At 72.7% G+C, this 19,656-nt stretch carries 19 protein-coding genes and 1 tRNA gene; 13 read left to right on the top strand and 7 right to left on the bottom strand.

Features of this window, described 5'->3' with window-relative positions; translation table 11 throughout:
• Nucleotides 1-3: 3 nt before the first annotated feature.
• From J3P30_RS01060 to J3P30_RS01050, 3 genes are read right to left on the bottom strand one after another with little or no spacing between them, the layout of a single operon-like run.
• Nucleotides 4-795 carry a crotonase/enoyl-CoA hydratase family protein gene (locus tag J3P30_RS01060; protein ID WP_210479105.1) on the bottom strand — a complete coding sequence of 264 codons (792 nt, stop codon included), beginning with the start codon at nucleotides 793-795 and terminating at the stop codon, nucleotides 4-6.
• 10 nt (nucleotides 796-805) lie between these two features.
• Nucleotides 806-1,627, bottom strand: a complete 822-nt coding sequence (locus J3P30_RS01055; RefSeq protein WP_307807345.1) for an arginase family protein — start codon at nucleotides 1,625-1,627, stop codon at nucleotides 806-808.
• A 45-nt stretch (nucleotides 1,628-1,672) separates the two neighbouring features.
• On the bottom strand, nucleotides 1,673-2,389 hold the full coding sequence (locus J3P30_RS01050) for a YcnI family protein (protein ID WP_307807344.1): 717 nt from the start codon (nucleotides 2,387-2,389) through the stop codon (nucleotides 1,673-1,675).
• Between the two features lie 79 nt (nucleotides 2,390-2,468).
• Here J3P30_RS01050 and J3P30_RS15315 point away from each other — a divergent pair, with 79 nt between their 5' ends.
• Nucleotides 2,469-2,603 carry a hypothetical protein gene (locus tag J3P30_RS15315; RefSeq protein WP_282593720.1) on the top strand — a complete coding sequence of 45 codons (135 nt, stop codon included), beginning with the start codon at nucleotides 2,469-2,471 and terminating at the stop codon, nucleotides 2,601-2,603.
• A gap of 290 nt (nucleotides 2,604-2,893) precedes the next feature.
• On the opposite strand, the gene J3P30_RS01045 is transcribed toward J3P30_RS15315, so the two are convergent.
• Nucleotides 2,894-3,493, bottom strand: coding sequence for a DUF1992 domain-containing protein (locus J3P30_RS01045; RefSeq protein WP_210479101.1), 600 nt, complete (start codon nucleotides 3,491-3,493; stop codon nucleotides 2,894-2,896).
• A 192-nt stretch (nucleotides 3,494-3,685) separates the two neighbouring features.
• Here J3P30_RS01045 and J3P30_RS01040 point away from each other — a divergent pair, with 192 nt between their 5' ends.
• From J3P30_RS01040 to J3P30_RS14985, 3 genes are all read left to right on the top strand, one after another.
• On the top strand, nucleotides 3,686-4,030 hold the full coding sequence (locus J3P30_RS01040) for a hypothetical protein (RefSeq protein WP_210479098.1): 345 nt from the start codon (nucleotides 3,686-3,688) through the stop codon (nucleotides 4,028-4,030).
• 227 nt (nucleotides 4,031-4,257) lie between these two features.
• A complete protein-coding gene (locus tag J3P30_RS01035; protein WP_210479096.1) occupies nucleotides 4,258-4,596 on the top strand; it encodes a hypothetical protein in 339 nt (112 codons plus the stop codon).
• Nucleotides 4,597-4,914: 318 nt separating this feature from the next.
• Nucleotides 4,915-5,991 carry a NosD domain-containing protein gene (locus J3P30_RS14985; protein WP_210479094.1) on the top strand — a complete coding sequence of 359 codons (1,077 nt, stop codon included), beginning with the start codon at nucleotides 4,915-4,917 and terminating at the stop codon, nucleotides 5,989-5,991.
• A gap of 59 nt (nucleotides 5,992-6,050) precedes the next feature.
• Here J3P30_RS14985 and J3P30_RS01025 read toward each other — a convergent pair.
• The 3 genes from J3P30_RS01025 to J3P30_RS01015 form a co-directional block, all read right to left on the bottom strand.
• Nucleotides 6,051-6,125 (bottom strand) — tRNA-Arg (locus J3P30_RS01025).
• A 57-nt stretch (nucleotides 6,126-6,182) separates the two neighbouring features.
• The gene (locus J3P30_RS01020; protein ID WP_210481797.1) at nucleotides 6,183-6,830 is read right to left on the bottom strand and encodes an NADPH-dependent F420 reductase; all 648 of its coding nucleotides are present in this window, start codon (nucleotides 6,828-6,830) and stop codon (nucleotides 6,183-6,185) included.
• A 102-nt stretch (nucleotides 6,831-6,932) separates the two neighbouring features.
• On the bottom strand, nucleotides 6,933-7,520 hold the full coding sequence (locus J3P30_RS01015; RefSeq protein WP_210479091.1) for a hypothetical protein: 588 nt from the start codon (nucleotides 7,518-7,520) through the stop codon (nucleotides 6,933-6,935).
• A gap of 162 nt (nucleotides 7,521-7,682) precedes the next feature.
• Between J3P30_RS01015 and argS the strand changes: the two genes are divergently transcribed.
• The 9 genes from argS to prmC all read left to right on the top strand — a co-directional run bounded on the left by argS (nucleotide 7,683) and on the right by prmC (nucleotide 19,641).
• Nucleotides 7,683-9,359, top strand: a complete 1,677-nt coding sequence (argS, locus tag J3P30_RS01010) for an arginine--tRNA ligase (RefSeq protein ID WP_210479088.1) — start codon at nucleotides 7,683-7,685, stop codon at nucleotides 9,357-9,359.
• 53 nt (nucleotides 9,360-9,412) lie between these two features.
• The gene (locus tag J3P30_RS01005; RefSeq protein WP_210479086.1) at nucleotides 9,413-10,123 is read left to right on the top strand and encodes a DUF2993 domain-containing protein; all 711 of its coding nucleotides are present in this window, start codon (nucleotides 9,413-9,415) and stop codon (nucleotides 10,121-10,123) included.
• A 98-nt stretch (nucleotides 10,124-10,221) separates the two neighbouring features.
• Nucleotides 10,222-11,631 carry a diaminopimelate decarboxylase gene (gene lysA, locus J3P30_RS01000; protein WP_210479083.1) on the top strand — a complete coding sequence of 470 codons (1,410 nt, stop codon included), beginning with the start codon at nucleotides 10,222-10,224 and terminating at the stop codon, nucleotides 11,629-11,631.
• Nucleotides 11,628-12,941, top strand: a complete 1,314-nt coding sequence (locus J3P30_RS00995) for a homoserine dehydrogenase (protein ID WP_210479076.1) — start codon at nucleotides 11,628-11,630, stop codon at nucleotides 12,939-12,941. The genes lysA and J3P30_RS00995 overlap by 4 nt, the downstream gene beginning before the upstream one ends.
• Before the next feature lie 2 nt (nucleotides 12,942-12,943).
• On the top strand, nucleotides 12,944-14,032 hold the full coding sequence (gene thrC, locus J3P30_RS00990; protein WP_210479074.1) for a threonine synthase: 1,089 nt from the start codon (nucleotides 12,944-12,946) through the stop codon (nucleotides 14,030-14,032).
• Complete coding sequence (gene thrB / locus J3P30_RS00985) at nucleotides 14,029-14,973, top strand: homoserine kinase (protein WP_210479072.1); 945 nt, start codon at nucleotides 14,029-14,031, stop codon at nucleotides 14,971-14,973. The genes thrC and thrB overlap by 4 nt, the downstream gene beginning before the upstream one ends.
• Before the next feature lie 141 nt (nucleotides 14,974-15,114).
• Nucleotides 15,115-17,649: a transcription termination factor Rho gene (gene rho / locus J3P30_RS00980; protein WP_307807343.1), complete on the top strand. Its 2,535-nt coding sequence runs from the start codon at nucleotides 15,115-15,117 to the stop codon at nucleotides 17,647-17,649.
• Nucleotides 17,650-17,651: 2 nt separating this feature from the next.
• Nucleotides 17,652-18,734, top strand: a complete 1,083-nt coding sequence (gene prfA / locus J3P30_RS00975) for a peptide chain release factor 1 (RefSeq protein WP_210479063.1) — start codon at nucleotides 17,652-17,654, stop codon at nucleotides 18,732-18,734.
• Nucleotides 18,727-19,641: a peptide chain release factor N(5)-glutamine methyltransferase gene (gene prmC, locus J3P30_RS00970; protein ID WP_210479061.1), complete on the top strand. Its 915-nt coding sequence runs from the start codon at nucleotides 18,727-18,729 to the stop codon at nucleotides 19,639-19,641. Before prfA ends, prmC begins: the two co-directional genes overlap by 8 nt.
• Nucleotides 19,642-19,656: the final 15 nt, after the last annotated feature.

Genomic DNA, 19,656 nt, shown 5'->3' with positions numbered 1-19,656 from the left:
GGCTCAGCGTCCTCGGTAGTTCGGAGGCGTGCGGCTGAGGAAGGCGGTCATCGCCGTGCGGGCGTCCTCCGTGGCCGCCAGACGCGCGAGCTCACCGGGAAGGCGCGCGATGGCGTGGGCGGGACCCTCGCGGCGAGCCACCTTCGCATTGGCGAGCGTCGCGCGCACGGCGAGTGGCGCCTGGGCCGCGATCCGCTCGGCGAGCTCGATCGCCCGGGTCAGCTGGCGGCCGTGGGGCACGATCTCCTGGACGAGGCCCATCCGCCGGGCCTCCTCGGCGTCGAAGACCTCGCCCGTGAGCATCCACCGCATCGCGTCGCCCCAGCCCGCGACCTGCGGGAAGCGGAGCGTCGCCCCGCCGAAGGGCAGGATCGCGCGGCTGACCTCGAGCTGCGCGAAACGGGCGGAGTCCGCGGCGACCGCGATGTCGGCCGCGAGCATGAGCTCGATCCCGAGCGTCAGGCAGGTGCCCTGCACGGCGACGATGACCGGCTTGTCGAGCACGGGTCCCGTCAGCTGCCACGGATCGATGCCGCCCTCCGGCACGAGGTCGAGCCAGGCGCCGAGCCGCGGTCCGATGTCGAGGAGGTCGAGCCCGCCGGTGAAGTGGTCGCCCGCCGCAGCGACGACGGCGACCCTCAGTGCGTCGTCCCGCGCGAACTCGCCGTACGCGAGCGACAGCTCCTGGAGCATCCGCAGATCCGCGGCGTTCCGCTTGTCGGGGCGGTTCAGGGTGATGGTGAGGACGTCGCCCACCCGCTCCATGAGGACCCGGGGTGCGTTGTCGTCGGCCATCGTGGTCCCCTCAGGCGGCGGTGAGCGCGGACAGCACGCGGAGGATCGTCGGCAGGTCCTCACCGGCGCTGTCGGGGCCCTCCGGCGAGAACATCGCGATGCCGGCCCCGGCGAGCGGGAACCGAGTGACCAGGGCGCGGAGCTCCGCGACGAGCTCGGCCAGCCCGACCCCGAACGGCTGCGGATCCGCGACGCTCGCGAGGACGCCCGGGTCGAGCACGTCGAGGTCGATGTGGACGTACACCGACCGCGCGCCGGTCGCCGCCACGGCCTCCGCGAGAGCGCCGCCCCCGAGCTCCTGCACGGGGATCGTGCGGATGCCCTGCTCCTCGATGAGCTCCCGCTCGTCGTCGTCGATCGACCGGACCCCCGCGAGTACGAGGTGCTGTGCGGGCAGGGGCGGATCGGCGGTGAGCCCGTCCGCCCCATCGCCGAGGATCGCGCGGGCGACGGTGCCGCCGAAGGCGCGCGGCCGGGCGCCGTCGACGGCGCCGAGATCCGGATGCGCGTCGAGCCACACGAGGGCGGGAGCGGAGCCGTCGCGGCGCACCACGTGCTCGACGGCGGCGAGCTCCACGCCGCAGTCCCCGCCGATCACGATCGCCGGCTCGCTGCTGCCCGCGAGCGCCTCCGCGAGCCGGTCCCGGACGATGCGGAGCGAGCTGAAGCGGGCGACGCCCGTGCCGAGCGGCTCACCCGCGCCGAGCGGGACGTCGACGACCGTCGTGCTGCTCGCGGGCAGATCGCCCTGGATGGCGATCGCCCCCTCGCTCAACCGCATCGCCCGGCTCGACCCGGATCCCTGCCACTGGGGGACCACCACGAACCTCACTCCCGCAGGCTAGCCCACGAGCCGGTCCGCGCGGGTCTCCGGGAGCTAGGAGCGCGGCGCGGAGCGGCGGCGCAGGAGGGCGAAGGTCGCGAGGACCAGCGCGAGCGCGCCCAGGCCGAGGCCGGCGATCGCGACCCCGCGGGCGACGGGGTCCGGAGCCGCGGTCCCGACGGACGAGGTCGCCTCCGGGTCCGCTTCGGGCTCCTCCTCGCCGTGGCCGTGGGCGTCGACCGGCGCGTCCTCGACGTACAGGACCGGGGCGGGGTACTCGGCGTCGGGCGCACCGGTCCACTCGGCGACCGTGCCGTCCGAGTAGGTCTGCACCGCGGGAAGCGCGATGCTGCCGACCTCGGGCACCGGGCCGACGCTGATCGGGAACACCTGGAACTGGCCGGGCGCGATCTGGACTCCCGGCTGCGCCTCCCACACGATGCTCGTGACGGCTTCGCTGAGCTCGTTGCCGGCGACCTCGACCGGCTCCGCCAGGGGAGTGGTCGTGACGGTCGTCGTCCATCCCGCCACGGGCTGATAGGAGACCGAGGCGAACGGCGTGTCCTCGGGCAGGGTCACCTCGAGGCGGACCGTGCCGGCCGTGTCGCTCTCGTTGGGCACCCGGAAGGTCAGCTGCGAGTAGCCGCCGGGCTCCGCCTCGGCGGGGTTGACCGAGACGTGCGCGGCTGCGGCGAGAGGGGATGCCAGCGCCAGGGCGGTGCCGATCCCGACTGCGGCTGCCGCCGCTCCGATCCGTCCGAGCACTGTCACCGGTTCTCCTTCCGCGCCGCCCCGAACTGGGGACGGACCCGTCATCTTCCTGAAACTTCGCGCAGTTAACCTTCTTCGCGTGCGCAGGACTCTCACATCGGTCGCCCAGTGGCTCCGGGTCGAGCACGCAGGCGCGCCGCGCTGGCTGTTCGCGTTCCTGATCGTGTTCGCCGTGGTCCTCACGACGGTCCTTCTCGCCTACGCGCGAAGCTGACGCCGTCTCCGGCGCCCGCCCTCGCACAGCCTTCGACGCCGTCGACCCTATCGGTTTGCCGCCGCGCCGCCCGGGAGGCGGGGACGCCGCCTCGACCGGGATCCGTCCTCCGATCGGCTGACCCTCGTGCGCCGTCGATTGCGCGGATCAGGACATTCGGGCCGTTCCGCGCGCGGTTCAGGACCGGCGGCGGCGTGTCGGAGGGAATCTCCTGATCCGCGCAACACTCCTCCCCTCGAGAGGGCGTCGCCGGGACCCGGGCGTGTGCCCTGTCGTGACGGATCCTCGCGTCACCGCCGCCGCTTGGCGCGGCGGCGCTCCCTCCAGGTCATCGCGGCGAGCGCGGCCGCCTCGCGCTCCCGCTCCTGCTGGAGGGCGCGCAGCCGGGCCGCCCGGCGCTCGTGCCACAGGCGGATCTCCTCGTCGACGTCCCGCAGAGGAGTGACGACGGGGGGGCCGCCGAGCAGCTGCCGGCGCGCCTCGACGACGCGCCGATTGAAGTCCTCGAGCAGCTCGCGGACCTGGGCCTCGACCGTCAGGGCGTCGATCCGCGCCTCGAGCTCCGCGTCCTCCTTGCGCAGGGTGAGCGCCGGCGGACCGAGGCCGGTCAGGCCCTCCCGCTCGATCTTCCGGCGGATCCACCAGTCCGGGTCATGCGCCCGATCGAGCCCCGGGATCGGCCGCCCCGCGCCCGGCAGGTCGTCGAAGTCGCCGCGCCGCATCGCCTGCTGGATGGCGATCTCGACGTACTGCGCCCGCTGGTCCATCGTGGGGCGGCCCACCGCCGAGGTGTCCTCCTCGGATCCGGCGGCGTCCGCTCCCGCCGCGCGCTCCACCTGGTATCGCGCGGCGGCGAGGCGGGAGTCGCTGCGTCGTCTCTTGTCCGTCATGATCCAGCCCGCAAGTCGGTACCGACACGGTAGCCCCCGAACGAGGCGTTTCGGGGATCCATTCTTCTAGGAGAGTCTGGGCGCGATACCCGAACCCGACGGGTGCTGCACTCCGGGGAGCCATCACCCTGACGCTCGCCGGCTGCCCTGCTGTGCCTCCGCGGGTTCTCCACACCCGAACGGAGACGAAAGATGAAGAAGATGCTCGCCGCCTTCGCAGTCGGCGCCGCACTCGTCGCCGGGACTGCCGTCCCGGCGCACGCTGCAGCCAACCCGGCCCAGAACAAGACGTCGTACTGGGAGGCCTACACGGCGTACGTGCCGGACACCTGCTACAAGGTGGAGCTCGGCGACGGAGTCGCGTCCTTCTCCCTTCCGGACATCCCCTCACGCCAGATGTACTCGCTCCTCGTGCTCAAGGCGGGAACGGGAAGCGAGATCATCAGCACGCGACCCCGCAAGCTCACCGCATACTCGCCCAGCAACGGCAAGGACATCAGCCACGTCATCTACTGCGTGACCAAGCGCGTCAGCTGAGGCTGGAGGGGGAGGGGAGTCGGACTCCCCTCCCTCAGGAAACGCGCGGCGATCGAGTTTCCCGATCCTCGAAAGAGGCCCTACTGGTGACGGCTGTCCGGGGCTATGGTGAGCACGAAACCCGAACCCGACGGGTGCTTCGCAGCTCGATACGCGTCCCTTCCCGAGGCGCCGACCCGTGCTGTCCTCCGCGTCCCGCGGGTTCTCCTCACCCGATTGGAGAGAACATGAAGAAGACGCTCGCCGCCCTCGCCGTCGGCGCCGCCGCTGCCGTCGGCGCCGCAGCTCCGGCCCACGCCGCTGTGGACACGGACCAGAACAAGACCTCCTACTGGGAGGCCTACACGGCCGTGGCGGACACCTGTTACAAGATCGAGCTGCCCGACGGGGTCGCGTCCTACACGCTCCCGGACCTCCCCTCCGGTCAGCAGTACTCGCTCCTGGTGTTCAAGGCCGGGACGGGAAGCGAGCCGTTCGAATGGCCCGCGGAGCTGGGGACGTACTCACCGACCAACGGCAAGGACATCAGCCACGTCATCTACTGCGTGACGAGGCGCCTGAGCTGACGGATGCGGAGAAGCGGGAGGGGAGCTCGACGCGGAGCTCCCCTCCCGCTTTCGTTGTCGCCTACTTCCTCGAACTCCACGTTGCCTCGGCAGTTCTCGCCGCGGCTCTGGCCTGGCGCGCACCGTACTCCCCGGCGCCCGGCTCCGGAAGCACGGCCGCCCACGAAGGGGGACAGGTTGCGGGGCGCCCCCGCGAACCCCGCGATTCCCCTCCCGACGTGACCAAGGTCGGTAGACAGGGCGGTCTGCCGGCGTAACACTTGCGCAACCCGGAGAGCCGTCATCCCGGACGGCCCAGCTACTCGAGATCGGATCCGCGTGCGCACGTCAGCTGCCGCAGCCGTCACGGCTGCCCTCGTCCTCACCGGCGCTCTCAGCGCCTCGCCCGCCCAGGCCGCGCCGCCCGCAGGTGTGGAGATCACCTGCGGCGCCACGATCGCCTCCGACGCGTACCTCGCGCGGAACCTCACGTGCACCGAGGGCGTCACCGTCACGGCCGGGGCCGTCCTCGACCTGAACGGCAAGACGCTCGCGGGAGCGGATGGCGGCACGGTGGCGATCACCGTCGACTCGCCCGCCGATGTGCACGTCGTCGACGGCCGCATCTCCGGCTGGGGGGTCGGCGCGTCGAACTTCGGGACGGGTGGCAGGACGAACGTGTCCGGGGTCGCTTTCACCGGCAACGGGACCGCCTACACCTTCATCGGCGCCGGCGGAGACATCGTCGACTCGCGGTTCGAGGACAACGCCGTCGCGATGAGCGGGCTGTTCGGCATCGTGTCGGTGGACAGCAGCGTCTTCCGGAACAACACGGAGGGGATGTCCCTGTCCGGCGGCGGCTACATGGGAATCCGCGACTCCCGCTTCTCCGGCAACGGGTCGGCCGTCGGGGCGAGCGAGGGGTCCTTCGACATCTACACCAGCACCTTCGAGGGGAACGACACGGCGATCCGGGGCTGGTGGACCGGCGGCACGATCGAGGGCAACCGCTTCGCCGGCAACGGAACGGCGCTGCACGCGACGACGTTCACGGGCAGCGGCTACGACATCGTCGGGAACGTCTTCACGAAGAACACGATCGGTATCTACACCGAGGACAACGTGACCCTGACGGGCAACGAGTTCACCCAGAACGGCACCGCCCTGAAGTCCGGCCCGTACCACGAGGACGATTTCCACATCTTCATCCCCATCGCCCGTCTGGACGGCAACTACTTCGCCCGCAACGGTGACGCCGTCCTCCTCGAGATCCCGTCGGAGCTGAAGGAGACGACGGCGATCCGCAACAGCGGCTACGGGATCTACGCGCCGCGAGCGACGGACCTCGGCGGGAACGTCGCGTACGGGAACGGGATCGAGCCGCAGTGCACCGGGGTGGTCTGCGCCGGCAGGTGAGGCCCCGGCAGGCGAGGGGGAACGGAAGAAGGCCCGGCACTGCCGGGCCTTCTTCGCTGTGGCGCCCCCAGCAAGATTCGAACTTGCGCCCCTGCCTCCGGAGGGCAGTGCTCTATCCCCTGAGCTATGGGGGCTGAAGGGACGATCAAGGCTAGCATCCGGCCGGCGGGGTCGCCGACCCGACGGCCCGCTCACATGTCGCGGTAGCGCTTCGCCGAGGCGAGGAAAGCACGCAGCTCGTCCGCGCCGACCCGCTTCACGTAGCCCGGCGTGTCGCGCTGGATGCGCCATCCCTCGGCGAGCGGACCGAGGTCGACGACGTCGAACCCGAGCTCGTCGATGAGCGCCGCGACGGTCGCCCGGGCCTCGGGGTCGTCGCCCGCGATCACGAGGGCGCGGCGGGCGGAAGTGCCGGCGGGAGCCCCGTCGGTCGTCAGCTCGGCGGCGCGGATGTGGTTGAACGCCTTCACGACGCGGGACTCCGGCAGATGGGTCTGCAGGAGCTCCGAGGTCGTCGTCGACTCGTCGTCGAGCTCCGCGATGTGGCCGTCGCGGGCCGGGTAGTAGTTGTTCGTGTCGATCACGACCTTGCCCGCGAGCGGGGCGACGGGAACGTCCCGGTAGGCGTGCAGGGGGACCGTCACCACGACGATGTCTCCGGCTGCGCCGGCCTCCTCGGGCGTGGCCGCGCGGGCGTGCTCGCCGAGCTCGGCGACCAGGTCCTGCAGGGTCTCCGGTCCCCGGGAGTTGCTGAGCACGACGTCGTACCCCCGCTCGACCGCGAGCCGCGCGAGCTGGGAGCCGATGTGGCCGGAGCCGATGAGACCGATGGTGGAGATTCCCGAGACCGTCATGGAGGCGCCAACCGGGACCGTGCGGGCCGGTATTCCCGGCGGCTCGCGCCGGTTCAGGAGCCGCCGGCTCCCGGGCTCAGGAGCCGATCAGCCCAGCGCGGTCTTGACGGCGTCCACCAGGGTCACCGCGTCGCCCGGCTCGAAGAACTCGACGGAGCTCAGCACGATCCAGAAGTCGTCCTTGAAGACGGTGGCCGTCCCGACCCCGTCGGCGTACTCGAAGTAGTCGACCCCGCCATAGGTGGGCACGGAGGGCGTGGTGAGGACGAGCTCGTTCTGCACCTTCTCGATGTCGCCCGTGCCCAGGTGGGCGACGGCGACCTCGATGGTGTCGCCGCTCGACAGGTTGATCCAGCCGCAGGCGGCACCCTCGTACGAGACCATCAGCGCGGGGATCGAGTCCGGCTCGGGAGCGTAGTCGGGATCGAGCGCGTAGTTCGGGTTGAAGTCGAACAGCGCCTGAGCCGGGAGGAGCTCGTCGCAGGTCTGGGTGACGGGGACCGTGGTGGGCCCGGTCGGGGTCGGCGACGGCTCCCCGGCGGGCGACGTCGCCGTCGCGGACGGAGCAGGGGCGACGGTCCCCGTGGGCTGCTCGACGGGCGCGACCGGGTTCGATGTGCACCCCGCCAGCACCAGCATGCCCAGCACCGCCGCCGCGAACACGCGTCCCGCCACTGTCGATCCCCTCTGCGTGCCCGGACGCGGCCGCCGACAGGCGGTCCTCCTGCGGCATCCCGCAGAAGGCTAGCAACGGTCCTGCGCCTCCCGGACCAGCACCGGGAGCGTGTCCCGGGCGGGCGGCACGGGCGCCGCGGGCCGCGCGTAGGCTTGATCGCCGTGACTCCCGCCGCCCTCGCCGAAACCGTCGCCCGCCTCATCACGGATGCGGCGCAGCGGCGCGGTGTCGCCGACGTCGCCCCGACGGCCGCCGATGTCGCCCTCGAGCGGCCCCGCAACCGGGAGCACGGCGACTGGGCGAGCAACGTCGCGATGCGGTTCGCGAAGAGGCTCGGCACGAACCCGCGCGAGCTCGCCGCGGAGCTCGCGAGCGGCATCGCGGCGGTCGAGGGCGTCCGCAGCGTGGACGTCGCCGGGCCCGGCTTCATCAACATCACGCTCGACACGGCGGCCGCGGGCGCGCTCGTCCGGACCATCGTCGAGGCGCAGGGGGAGTACGGGCGGGGCTCCGCCCTCGCCGGCACCCGCATGAACCTCGAGTTCGTCTCCGCGAACCCGACGGGGCCGATCCACCTCGGCGGCACGCGCTGGGCCGCGGTCGGCGACAGCCTCGCCCGGATCCTCCAGGCCCAGGGCGCGGACGTCACCCGCGAGTACTACTTCAACGACCACGGCGCGCAGATCGACCGCTTCAGCCGGAGCCTGCTCGCGAGCTTCCTCGGCGAGCCCACCCCCGAGGACGGCTACGCGGGCGCCTACATCCACGACATCGCCGCGCGCGTCGTCGCCGACTATCCCGGCGACCTCACGGCGCTGCCGCACGATCAGGCGCAGGAGGTGTTCCGCGCGGTCGGCGTCGAGCTGATGTTCGGCGACATCCGGGCCTCGCTGCACGATTTCGGCGTCGACTTCGACGTCTACTTCCACGAGAACTCGCTGCACGAGACCGGCGCGGTGGAGCACGCCGTGGCACGGCTGCGGGAGCTCGGCCACATCTACGACGCCGACGGGGCGGTCTGGCTGCGCACCACCGAGTTCGGCGACGACCGCGACCGGGTCGTCATCAAGAGCGACGGGCAGCCCGCCTACATCGCCGGCGACCTCGCGTACTACCTGAACAAGCGCGAGCGCGGCTTCGAGCGGAACATCATCATGCTCGGCGCGGACCACCACGGCTACATCGGTCGCCTCCAGGCCGCGGTCGCCGCATTCGGCGACACCCCCTACGTCAACCTCGAGATCCTGATCGGCCAGCTCGTGAATCTCGTCAAGGACGGCGAGCCGGTGCGGATGAGCAAGCGCGCGGGCAACGTCGTGACGATGGAGGACCTCGTGGACGCCGTCGGCGTCGACGCCGCGCGCTACGCCCTGGTCCGGTCCTCGGTCGACAGCACGCTCGACGTCGACCTCGATCTCCTCACGCGGAACACGAACGACAACCCGGTGTACTACGTGCAGTACGCCCACGCCCGGACCTCCGCCGTCGACCGCAACGCGGAGGCGGCCGGGGTGCGCAGGGTCGAGGACGGCCAGACCGCGTTCGACCCCGCGACCCTCGAGCACGAGACCGAGTCGATCCTGCTCGGCGTCCTCCAGGAGTTCCCGCGCATCGTCGCCCAGGCCGCGGAGCTGCGCGAGCCCCACCGCGTCGCCCGGTACCTCGAGGAGCTCGCCGGGTCCTACCACCGCTGGTACGACAACTGCCGCGTCATCCCGCTGGGGGAGGCGCCGATCGAGGACGTGCACCGCAGCCGCCTCTGGCTGAACGACGCCGTGGGGCAGGTCCTGCGCAGCGGCCTGGGCCTTCTCGGGGTGGGCGCGCCGGAGCGCATGTGATGCCGGCGGGGGAGCAACCCCGCGCCCCGCGACGGCGCCTCGCCTGGCTCGCGGTGCCGATCGTCCTCCTCCTGGTGCTCGCCGCTGTGGCCGTCCTCCTCGTCGAGACTGTCGGCAGGGGCGTGGCGGAGGACTACGTCGAGCAGCGCGTGGAGGAGAGCCTGCCGGACGGCGTCACCGGGGACGTTGCGGTCCGCCTCGGCGGCGGGCTGCTCCTGCCCCAGTACCTCGGTGGGCGGATGCGGGACGTGCGCCTCACCTCCGAGGACCTCGTCGTCGGCGGCATCCCCGTGCGCGGCACCCTCCGCCTGGAGGGCGCTCCGCTCGATCCGACGCGGCCGGTCGATCGCGCGACCGGCACCGTCGTCCTGCGCGAGCGGGCGGTGGATGCGCTGCTCGAGCAGCAGGGCTATCTCGGTGACACACGCCTCGGGGACGGGGTCGTGGAGTACTCGGACACGACCAGCGTTCTCGGCGTCGACCTCGACTACACCGTCACGGCCCGCCCCTCGCTCGCGGGCGGACGGCTCGACCTCGTGCCCCAGTCGGCGCGGGTGAGCAAGGGACCGTTCGACCTCGACGCGCGGCGGCTGCTGGACCTCGTGGCTCCCGACGGGATCTCGATCTGCCTCGCCGCGCTCGTGCCCGACACGGTGACCCTGGACTCCCTCGAGGTCCGCGAGGGGATCGCCACGGTGGACTTCTCGGGCGACGACGTGGTGCTCACGCAGGAGGCGCTCGCCCGCACGGGCTCCTGCGCCTGAGCCGGGCGCGCCGTTCGGTAGGATCGTCGGCGGATTTCTCCAGGCTTCAGGAACCAATCCGGGTTCGCTCGCCCTCGCCGACTTCGACCGGAGCTCTCGTGACCGCCCCGAACCCGCTCGCGCCTGCGTGGCTCGCCGTGCCGCGCGACGCCAACGAGCTCTCCCCGGCCATCTGGCCCTCCGGCGCGTCGCGCCGCGACGGCGAGCTGGAGGTCGCCGGTGTGCGCGCGAGCGAGCTCGCCGAGCGGTACGGCACTCCCGTCTACGTGGTCGACGAGGCGGACGCCCGCGCCCGTGCCGCCGAGATCGTGCGGGTTTTCGGCGACGCGTTCGGAGCCCTCGGCGCCCGGGTCAAGGTGTACTACGCCGGCAAGGCCTTCCTCTCGGTCGGCGTCGCGCGCTGGATGCAGGAGCTCGGGCTGCACCTGGACGTCGCGAGCGACGGCGAGTTCGCGGTGGCGCTCGCCGCGGGGTTCGACCCGGGCCGGATCGGCTACCACGGCAACAACAAGTCGACGCGCGAGCTCGAGGCCGCCGTCGAGGCGGGCGTCGGCACGATCATCCTCGACAGCCGCATGGAGCTCGAGAACCTCGCCCGGGTCGCGCGAGAGCGCGGCGCCCGCCAGAGGGTCCGCATCCGGGTCAACAGCGGCGTGCACGCCTCGACGCACGAGTTCCTCGCGACCGCCCGCGAGGACCAGAAGTTCGGGCTGCCGGTGCAGGACATCCCGGAGATCGTCGAGACGATCCGGGCGGAGCCCGCCCTGGAGTTCGTCGGGCTGCACTCGCACATCGGCTCGCAGATCTTCGACACCGGCGGCTTCGGTGAGGCGGCTCGCCGCCTCCTCGAGGTGCAGCGCGGGCTGCTGGAGGGCGGCCCCGTCCCCGAGCTCAACCTCGGCGGCGGCTTCGGCATCGCCTACACGGGCGCCGACGACCCCCGGCCGATCGCCGAGATCGCCCGCGAGATGGCGGACATCGTCGCCGGGGAGTGCTCGCGCCTCGGCATCCCGGTCCCCGACATCGCGATCGAGCCCGGACGATCCATCATCGGCCCGGCCGGCGTCACGCTCTACGAGGTCGGCACGATCAAGGACGTGCGCGTCGAGACCGAGAACGGCTCGGCCGTCCGCCGCTACGTGAGCGTCGACGGCGGGATGAGCGACAACCCGCGGCCCGAGCTGTACGGCGCCGAGTACTCGGCGCGGATCGCCTCCCGCGAGTCGGACGCCGAGCCCGCGCTCGTGCGCGTGGCCGGCAAGCACTGCGAGAGCGGCGACATCGTCGTGAACGCCGAGTACCTCCCGGGCGACGTGCGTCCCGGTGACCTGCTCGCCGTCCCCGCGACCGGCGCCTACTGCTGGTCGCTCGCGAGCAACTACAACCACATCGGCCGTCCGCCCGTCGTCGCCGTCAAGAACGGCGCGTCCCGCATCCTCGTGCACGGCGAGACGGTCGCCGACCTGCTCCGGCGCGACGCCGACGCCCGCCCCCAGGAGGCCCCGTGATCGAGTACCGCACGCTGTCGATCGCTCTGCTCGGAGCGGGATCGGTGGGCGGGCAGGTCGCGCGGCTGCTCCTCCAGCACGGCGACGAGCTCGAGGCGCGCACCGGCGCCCGGCTGGAGCTGCGCGGGATCGCCGTGCGCGACCTCGACGCCCCGCGCGCGGACGGCATCCCCCGCGAGCTGCTCACCACGAACGCCCGCGACCTGATCCTCGGCGCCGACATCGTCATCGAGCTGATGGGCGGCATCGAGCCCGCCCGCGAGTACCTGCTCCTCGCGCTCGGCTCGGGCGCCGACGTGATCACGGGCAACAAGGCGCTCCTCGCGACGCACGGTCCCGAGCTGTTCGACCTCGCCGAGCAGGTCGGCGCCCAGCTCTACTACGAGGCGGCGGTCGGCGGCGCGATCCCGATCATCCGGCCCCTCCGCGACAGCCTCGCGGGCGACCGGGTGAAGCGGATCCTCGGCATCGTCAACGGGACGACGAACTTCATCCTCGACCGGATGGAGACCGCGGGCGACGACTTCGGCACGGCGCTCGCGACCGCGACCGCGCTGGGGTACGCCGAGGCGGACCCGACCGGCGACGTCGAGGGGCACGACGCGGCGCAGAAGGCCGCGATCCTCGCGAGTCTCGCGTTCCACACCCGCGTCCCGGTCGAGGCCGTGCACCGGGAGGGCATCACCCGGCTGACCGCCGCAGAGGTGGAGGGCGCCCGGAAGGCGGGGTACGTGGTCAAGCTCCTCGCCATCTGCGAGCGGCTCGCGGACCCCGACACCGGCCAGGAGGGCGTGAGCGCCCGGGTGTACCCGGCGCTCGTGCCCCGGGAGCATCCGCTCGGCGCGGTGCGGGGCGCGAACAACGCGGTGTTCGTCGAGGCGGAGGCCGCCGGCAGCCTCATGTTCTACGGCGCCGGGGCCGGGGGAGTGGAGACCGCGTCCGCGGTGCTCGGCGACCTCGTCTCCGCGGCCCGGCGGCACGTCGCGGGCGGTCCCGGCGTCGCCGAGTCGGTGTCCGCCGACCTGCCCGTGCTCGACATCTCGCGGGTCACGACGCAGTACCGGGTGACCCTCGCGGTCGAGGACCGGCCCGGAGTCCTGGCCACGATCGCCGCCATCTTCTCCGAGCACGGGGTGAGCGTCGAGACGGTCGAGCAGACGGTCGCGGCACCGACCGTCGAGGGCACCGCTACCCTGGTCATCGGCACGCACACGGCGACGGAGGCGGCACTCTCCGCGACCGTGGCAGCACTCAACGGGCTCGAGGCCGTCGTCGCCGTCCAATCCGTGCTCCGAATCGAAGGAGAGTGAGCGTGGCGCATCAGTGGCGCGGCGTCATCCGCGAATACGCCGACCGGCTCGACGTCAGTGACGCGACCCCCGTGGTCACCCTGGGCGAGGGCGGCACGCCGCTCCTGCCCGCACCCGCGCTCTCGCAGCGCACCGGCGCCGACGTCTGGGTGAAGTTCGAGGGCATGAACCCGACCGGGTCCTTCAAGGACCGCGGGATGACCATGGCGATCTCGAAGGCGCTCGAGCACGGTGCGAAGGCCGTCATCTGCGCCTCAACGGGCAACACGTCGGCGTCCGCCGCGGCGTACGCGACCCACGCCGGCATCACCGCCGCCGTGCTGGTGCCCGAGGGCAAGATCGCGATGGGCAAGCTGAGCCAGGCGATCGCCCACAACGCGCAGCTGCTCCAGGTGCAGGGCAACTTCGACGACTGCCTCGACCTCGCTCGGGACCTCGCCGAGAAGTACCCCGTGCACCTCGTCAACTCGGTGAACCCCGACCGGATCGAGGGGCAGAAGACGGCGGCGTTCGAGGTCGTCGAGACCCTCGGCCGCGCGCCCGACTTCCACTTCATCCCGGTGGGCAACGCGGGGAACTACACGGCCTACCACCGCGGCTACCGCGAGGAGCTCGACCGCGGCGAGACCGACGTCCTGCCGCGCATGTTCGGGTTTCAGGCCGCGGGCAGCGCGCCGATCGTCCTCGGCGCGCCCGTGCGGCATCCCGAGACCATCGCGAGCGCCATCCGCATCGGGAACCCGGCGTCCTGGGAGCTCGCGCTCGCCGCGCGTGACGACAGCGACGGCTACTTCGGCGCGATCGAGGACGCCGCGATCCTCGAGGCGCACCGGATCCTCTCCGCCGAGGTCGGCATCTTCGTCGAGCCCGCGTCGGCGATCAGCGTCGCCGGTCTCCTCGAGCGCAGCGCGGCCGGCGTGGTCCCGAAGGGCGCGACCGTCGTGCTCACCGTGACCGGGCACGGCCTCAAGGACCCGCAGTGGGCACTGCGCGCGGCCGACGGGTCCGATGTGACGCCGACCAGCGTCCCCGTCGACGCCGACTCGATCGCCTCCCTCCTCGGTCTGGCGCCGGCCGGGACCGCCGCGTGACCGCGCTCGACGGGCGCACGGTCACCGTCCGGGTGCCCGCCACCAGCGCGAACCTCGGTCCCGGCTTCGACTCGCTCGGCGTCGCGCTGTCGCTCTACGACGAGCTGATCGTCACCGCGACCGACGGCCCCGGCGTCACGGTCGAGGTCCATGGGGTCGGCGAGGGCGAGGTGCCGACCGACGAGACCAACCTCGTGGTGCGGTCGATCGCGCACGCGTTCCGCTCGGTCGGGCGCGAGCTGCCCGGGCTGCACCTCGTGGCGCGCAACTCGATCCCGCACGGCCGCGGCCTCGGGTCCTCGGGAGCCGCCGTCGTGTCGGGGATCATGGCCGCGAAGGGCCTGCTCGAGGGGGAGGTCGAGCTCGACGCGGACGCCCTCCTCGCCCTCGCGACGGAGATGGAGGGGCACCCGGACAACGTCGCGCCGGCGCTCTTCGGCGGTCTCACGATCGCGTGGGTGGACCCGACCGGGCCGCAGCACAAGAAGCTCATCGTCCACCGCGGGGTGTCGACGCTCGTGTTCGTGCCCGAGCACACGATGTCGACCTCGCTCGCGCGCAGCCTCCAGCCGCTGTCCGTCCCGCACGAGGACGCCGCGTTCAACGTCTCCCGGTCCGCGCTGCTCGTCGCGGCGCTGGTGCAGAGCCCGGAGCTCCTGCTCGCCGCCACCGAGGACAAGCTGCACCAGAACTACCGTGCGGCGGCGATGCCCGAGACCGATCGGCTCGTCCGCCTGCTGCGCCAGAACGGCTACGCCGCCGTCGTGTCCGGCGCCGGCCCGTCCATCCTCGTGCTCGCCAGTGGGCCCGCTCAGCGCCTCGACGCGGCCGACCTCGTCGCCCGGCACGCCGAGACCCGCTGGGAGCCGCTGATGCTGGCCGTCGACTTCAAGGGTGCTACAGTGGTCCCGCATCCGGTGCGATCGACGCTGTCCTCTTAGCGTCGGGATCTCCCGCCCTCACCCGGTCTCCGGGATCCGGCACACCGGGTGCTATCGAAACCCGAGGGTTCGCGAGCGTCCAGACTGGAACAGTCCGGGACGCGGCGCATGCCCGATCTTGGGATCAAGGAAACCTTCTTCGTGACTGATGTCGACATCAGCGCCGCGTCTGCGGCCCCGCTGACGGCGCTGCGCCTCGCGGAGCTGCAGGCGATCGCATCCGCCCTCGGCATCAGGAACGCAGCCCGACTCCGAAAGGGAGAACTCGTGGAGGCAATCTCCGACGCACAGGCCGAATCCGGCACCGACGTGCTCGACCCCACGCCCGCCGACGACCAGAGCGGGGAGCAGCCGACGGGCGACGCCGCGCCGGAGGCGCCGTCCGCCGACGACGCGGCTCCCGCCGCCGACGAGCAGGCGGCCGAGGCCGCTCCGGCCGCCGCTGATGAGCAGCCCGCCGCGGCCGGCGAGGAGCAGACCGGCGAGGAGCAGCCCGCTGCCGCCGACGAGGGCGAGCAGCCCGTTGACGAGCCCTCCGCCGCGGCCGCCGAGGTGCCCGCAGCGCCCGAGCAGCCCGCCACGGACGAGGCGCCGGCCGGCGACCAGCCTGCCGCGGACGAGGCGCCGGCCGCCGACCAGCCTGCCGCCGAGCAGGACATGCCCGCGCACAACGTCGCCGAGGCGCTCGGCGGTCCCGTCGAGGAGCAGGGCGCGGACGTCGCGGAGCAGCCGGTCGAGGCCGAGCAGCCCGCCGCCGAGGAGCCCGCGCCCGCCGAGCAGCCCGCCGACGCGGAGCAGCCCGCTCCCGTCGAGGAGCCCGCCGACGCCACCGAGACGGTCATCCCGCCCCGCCGCCGCGGACGCCGCGCCACGAGCGCCGACGTCGCCGCGGACCAGGAGAACCAGCCGGCCGAGCCGAAGAAGGCCGCCGAGCACGTCAACCGCGGCGAGACCGGCATCACCGAGGACGTCGAGGCCACGGCCGAGGAGGCGTCCACCGACGAGGCCCCTCAGGAGGGCCAGCACGACGGCACCCACCCCGAGGCGGCGGAGGAGTCCGGCGCCGAGACCGGCGGCCGCGAGCAGGGCGAGGGACGGGGGCGGCGGGGCCGCAACCGCGACCGCGACCGCAACCAGGACCGCCAGCAGCAGGGTGACCGGCAGCAGCAGGGTGACCGGCAGCAGGGCGACCGGCAGCAGCAGGGTGACCGCCAGCAGGGCGACCGGCAGCAGCAGGGTGACCGGCAGCAGCAGGGTGACCGGCAGCAGGGCGACCGGCAGCAGCAGGGTGACCGGCAGCAGCAGGGCGACCGGCAGCAGGGCGACCGCCAGCAGCAGGGCGACCGCCAGCAGCAGGGCGACCGGCAGCAGGGCGACCGCCAGCAGCAGGGCCAGAACGGCCAGCAGACCGAGGCCGACCGGCAGGAGCGCGGCGGCCGCAGCCGCTACCGCGACCGCAAGCGCCGCGGCCCTGTGGGCGACGACTTCGAGCCGGAGATCGGCGAGGACGACGTCCTCATCCCGGTCGCGGGCATCCTCGACGTTCTCGACAACTACGCGTTCGTGCGCACCACCGGATACCTCCCGGGTGTGAATGACGTCTACGTCTCGCTGGGCCAGGTGAAGAAGTACAACCTGCGCAAGGGCGACGCCGTCGTCGGCGCGATCCGCCAGCCCCGCGACGGGGAGGCCGGCCGCCAGAAGTACAACGCGCTCGTCAAGATCGACTCGATCAACGGCCTCGCCGTCGAGGAGGCGGCGAACCGCGTCGAGTTCGGCAAGCTCACCCCGCTCTACCCGCAGGAGCGCCTTCGCCTCGAGACCGAGCCGGGCAAGCTGTCGACGCGCATCATCGACCTCGTCGCGCCCATCGGCAAGGGCCAGCGCGGGCTCATCGTCTCGCCGCCGAAGGCCGGCAAGACGCTGATCCTGCAGGCCATCGCGGGAGCGATCGCGAAGAACAATCCCGAGGTCCACCTCATGGTCGTGCTCGTCGACGAGCGCCCCGAGGAGGTCACCGACATGCAGCGCACGGTGAAGGGCGAGGTCATCGCCTCGACCTTCGACCGTCCCGCCGAGGACCACACCACGGTCGCGGAGCTCGCGATCGAGCGCGCCAAGCGCCTCGTCGAGCTCGGCTACGACGTGGTCGTGCTGCTCGACTCGATCACCCGCCTCGGCCGCGCGTACAACATCACCGCGCCGCCCTCGGGCCGCATCCTGTCGGGCGGCGTCGACTCGGCGGCGCTCTACCCGCCGAAGCGCTTCTTCGGTGCCGCGCGCAACATCGAGAACGGCGGCTCGCTCACGATCCTCGCGACCGCGCTCGTGGAGACCGGCTCCAAGATGGACGAGGTCATCTTCGAGGAGTTCAAGGGCACCGGGAACATGGAGCTCCGGCTCTCCCGCCACCTCGCCGACAAGCGGATCTTCCCCGCCGTCGACGTCAGCGCCTCCGGCACCCGCCGTGAGGAGATGCTGATGGGCGAGGACGAGGTGAAGGTCACCTGGAAGCTGCGCCGTGCGCTCGCGGGTCTCGAGACCCAGCAGGCGCTCGAGGTCGTGCTCGGGAAGCTCAAGGAGACGCAGTCGAACGTCGAGTTCCTCATGCAGATCCAGAAGTCGCTGCCCGGCGCGAACGGGAACGGCGGCAGCCACCACTCCCGCGAGGGCTGAGCGTGTTCGAGTCGGTGGCAGGGCTGCTGGCCGAGCACGAGCAGCTGCAGGAGCAGCTGGCGGACCCGGCGGTCCACGCGGATGCCGCTCGCGCGAGACGGATCAACCGGCGCTACGCCGAGCTGAGCCAGATCGTCGCGGCGTACCAGACGTGGACGCAGCTGGGGGAGGACCTCGAGGCCGCGCGCGAGCTGGCGTCCGAGGATGCGTCCTTCGCGGAGGAGATCCCGGCGCTCGAGGAGCAGCACGCCGCCGCCCAGGAGCGGCTGCGACGGCTCCTCATCCCGCGCGACCCCGACGACGGACGCGACGTGATCCTCGAGGTCAAGGCCGGCGAGGGCGGCGAGGAGTCGGCGCTGTTCGCCGCCGACCTGCTCCGCATGTACCTGCACTACGCCGAGTCGAAGGGCTGGCGCACCGAGCTCCTCGACAAGACGGAGAGTGACCTCGGCGGCTACAAGGACGTGCAGGTCGCCATCAAGGGCAGCTCGACGGATCCGTCGGAGGGCGTCTGGGCGCACCTCAAGTACGAGGGCGGCGTGCACCGCGTCCAGCGCGTGCCGGCGACCGAGTCGCAGGGGCGCATCCACACCTCGGCGGCGGGCGTGCTCGTCTTCCCGGAGGTGGACGCGCCGGAGGAGGTCGACATCAACCCGAACGACCTGCGCATCGACGTGTTCCGCTCGTCCGGGCCCGGCGGGCAGTCCGTCAACACCACGGACTCGGCGGTCCGCATCACGCACCTGCCGACGGGGATCGTCGTCTCGATGCAGAACGAGAAGAGCCAGCTGCAGAACCGCGAGGCCGCGATGCGCGTCCTGCGCGCCCGGCTGCTCGCCGCGCAGCAGGAGGCGATCGACGCGGAGGCCTCCGCCGCCCGCAAGAGCCAGATCCGCACCGTCGACCGCTCCGAGCGCATCCGGACCTACAACTTCCCGGAGAACCGGGTCGCGGACCACCGCACCGGGTACAAGGCCTACAACCTCGATCAGGTGATGGACGGGGCGCTCGAGCCGATCGTGCAGTCGGCGATCCAGGCCGACGAGGAGGCGCGGCTCGCCGCCCTCGCGTCCGCCGATGCGTGACCTGCCGGCTTCCGCGGGTCCTGCCACAGGAGCCTCGGCCCGCGCGGGCGGGTCGGTGGCTCAGGCCCTGCGCGACGCCGTCGAGCTGCTGACACGCGCTCGCGTCCCCTCGCCCGACGTGGACGCCGAGCTGCTGCTCGCGCACGTCCTCGGCGTGACGCGCGGCCGGGTGCAGGCGCTCTCCCTCGCGGGCTCGGACCTCGCCGCGGAGGCCGCGGACCGGTTCGCGCGCCTCGTCGAGCGGCGCGCCGCGCGCGAGCCGCTGCAGCACCTCACGGGTGTCGCGGCGTTCCGCACGCTCGAGCTCGCCGTGGGGCCGGGCGTCTTCGTGCCCCGGCCGGAGACCGAGCAGGTCGCCCAGGTCGCCATCGACGCGCTCCGGGCGGACGCGACTCCGGAGCCGATCGCGGTCGACCTCGGCACGGGCAGCGGCGCCATCGCCCTGTCGCTCGCGGCCGAGGTGCCGCACGCCCTCGTCGTCGGCGTCGAGAACTCGCCGCAGGCCTTCCTCTGGACGCGGGAGAACCTCAAGCGGACGGGCCTCGGCAACGCGCGGCTCGTGTTCGCGGACCTCGCCGACGCGCTCCCCGAGCTCGACGGCCGGGTCTCCGTCGTGGTGTCCAACCCGCCGTACATCCCGCGGGACGCCGTGCCGCGCGATCCCGAGGTGCGCCTCCACGACCCCGAGGCCGCGCTCTACGGCGGCGAGGACGGCCTCGACGTCATCCGCGTCGTGTCCCGCACGGCCCTGCGCCTGCTCCGCCCCGGCGGCACCCTGGTCCTCGAGCACGGCGAGACCCAGGGCCCCGACGTGCGCGCGCTCCTCACGGCCGACGGCTGGCGCGCCGCCGCGACGGTGGTGGACCTCACCGGCCGCCCGCGCGCGACGTCCGCCCTGCGCCCGTAGCCGGCGCCGCCGTTC

This window comes from Naasia sp. SYSU D00948 (assembly GCF_017916515.1).
Lineage (GTDB): Bacteria > Actinomycetota > Actinomycetes > Actinomycetales > Microbacteriaceae > Naasia.
Note: the sequence above shows the minus strand (reverse complement) of the source record. Positions and strands in the feature narration are given on the sequence as shown.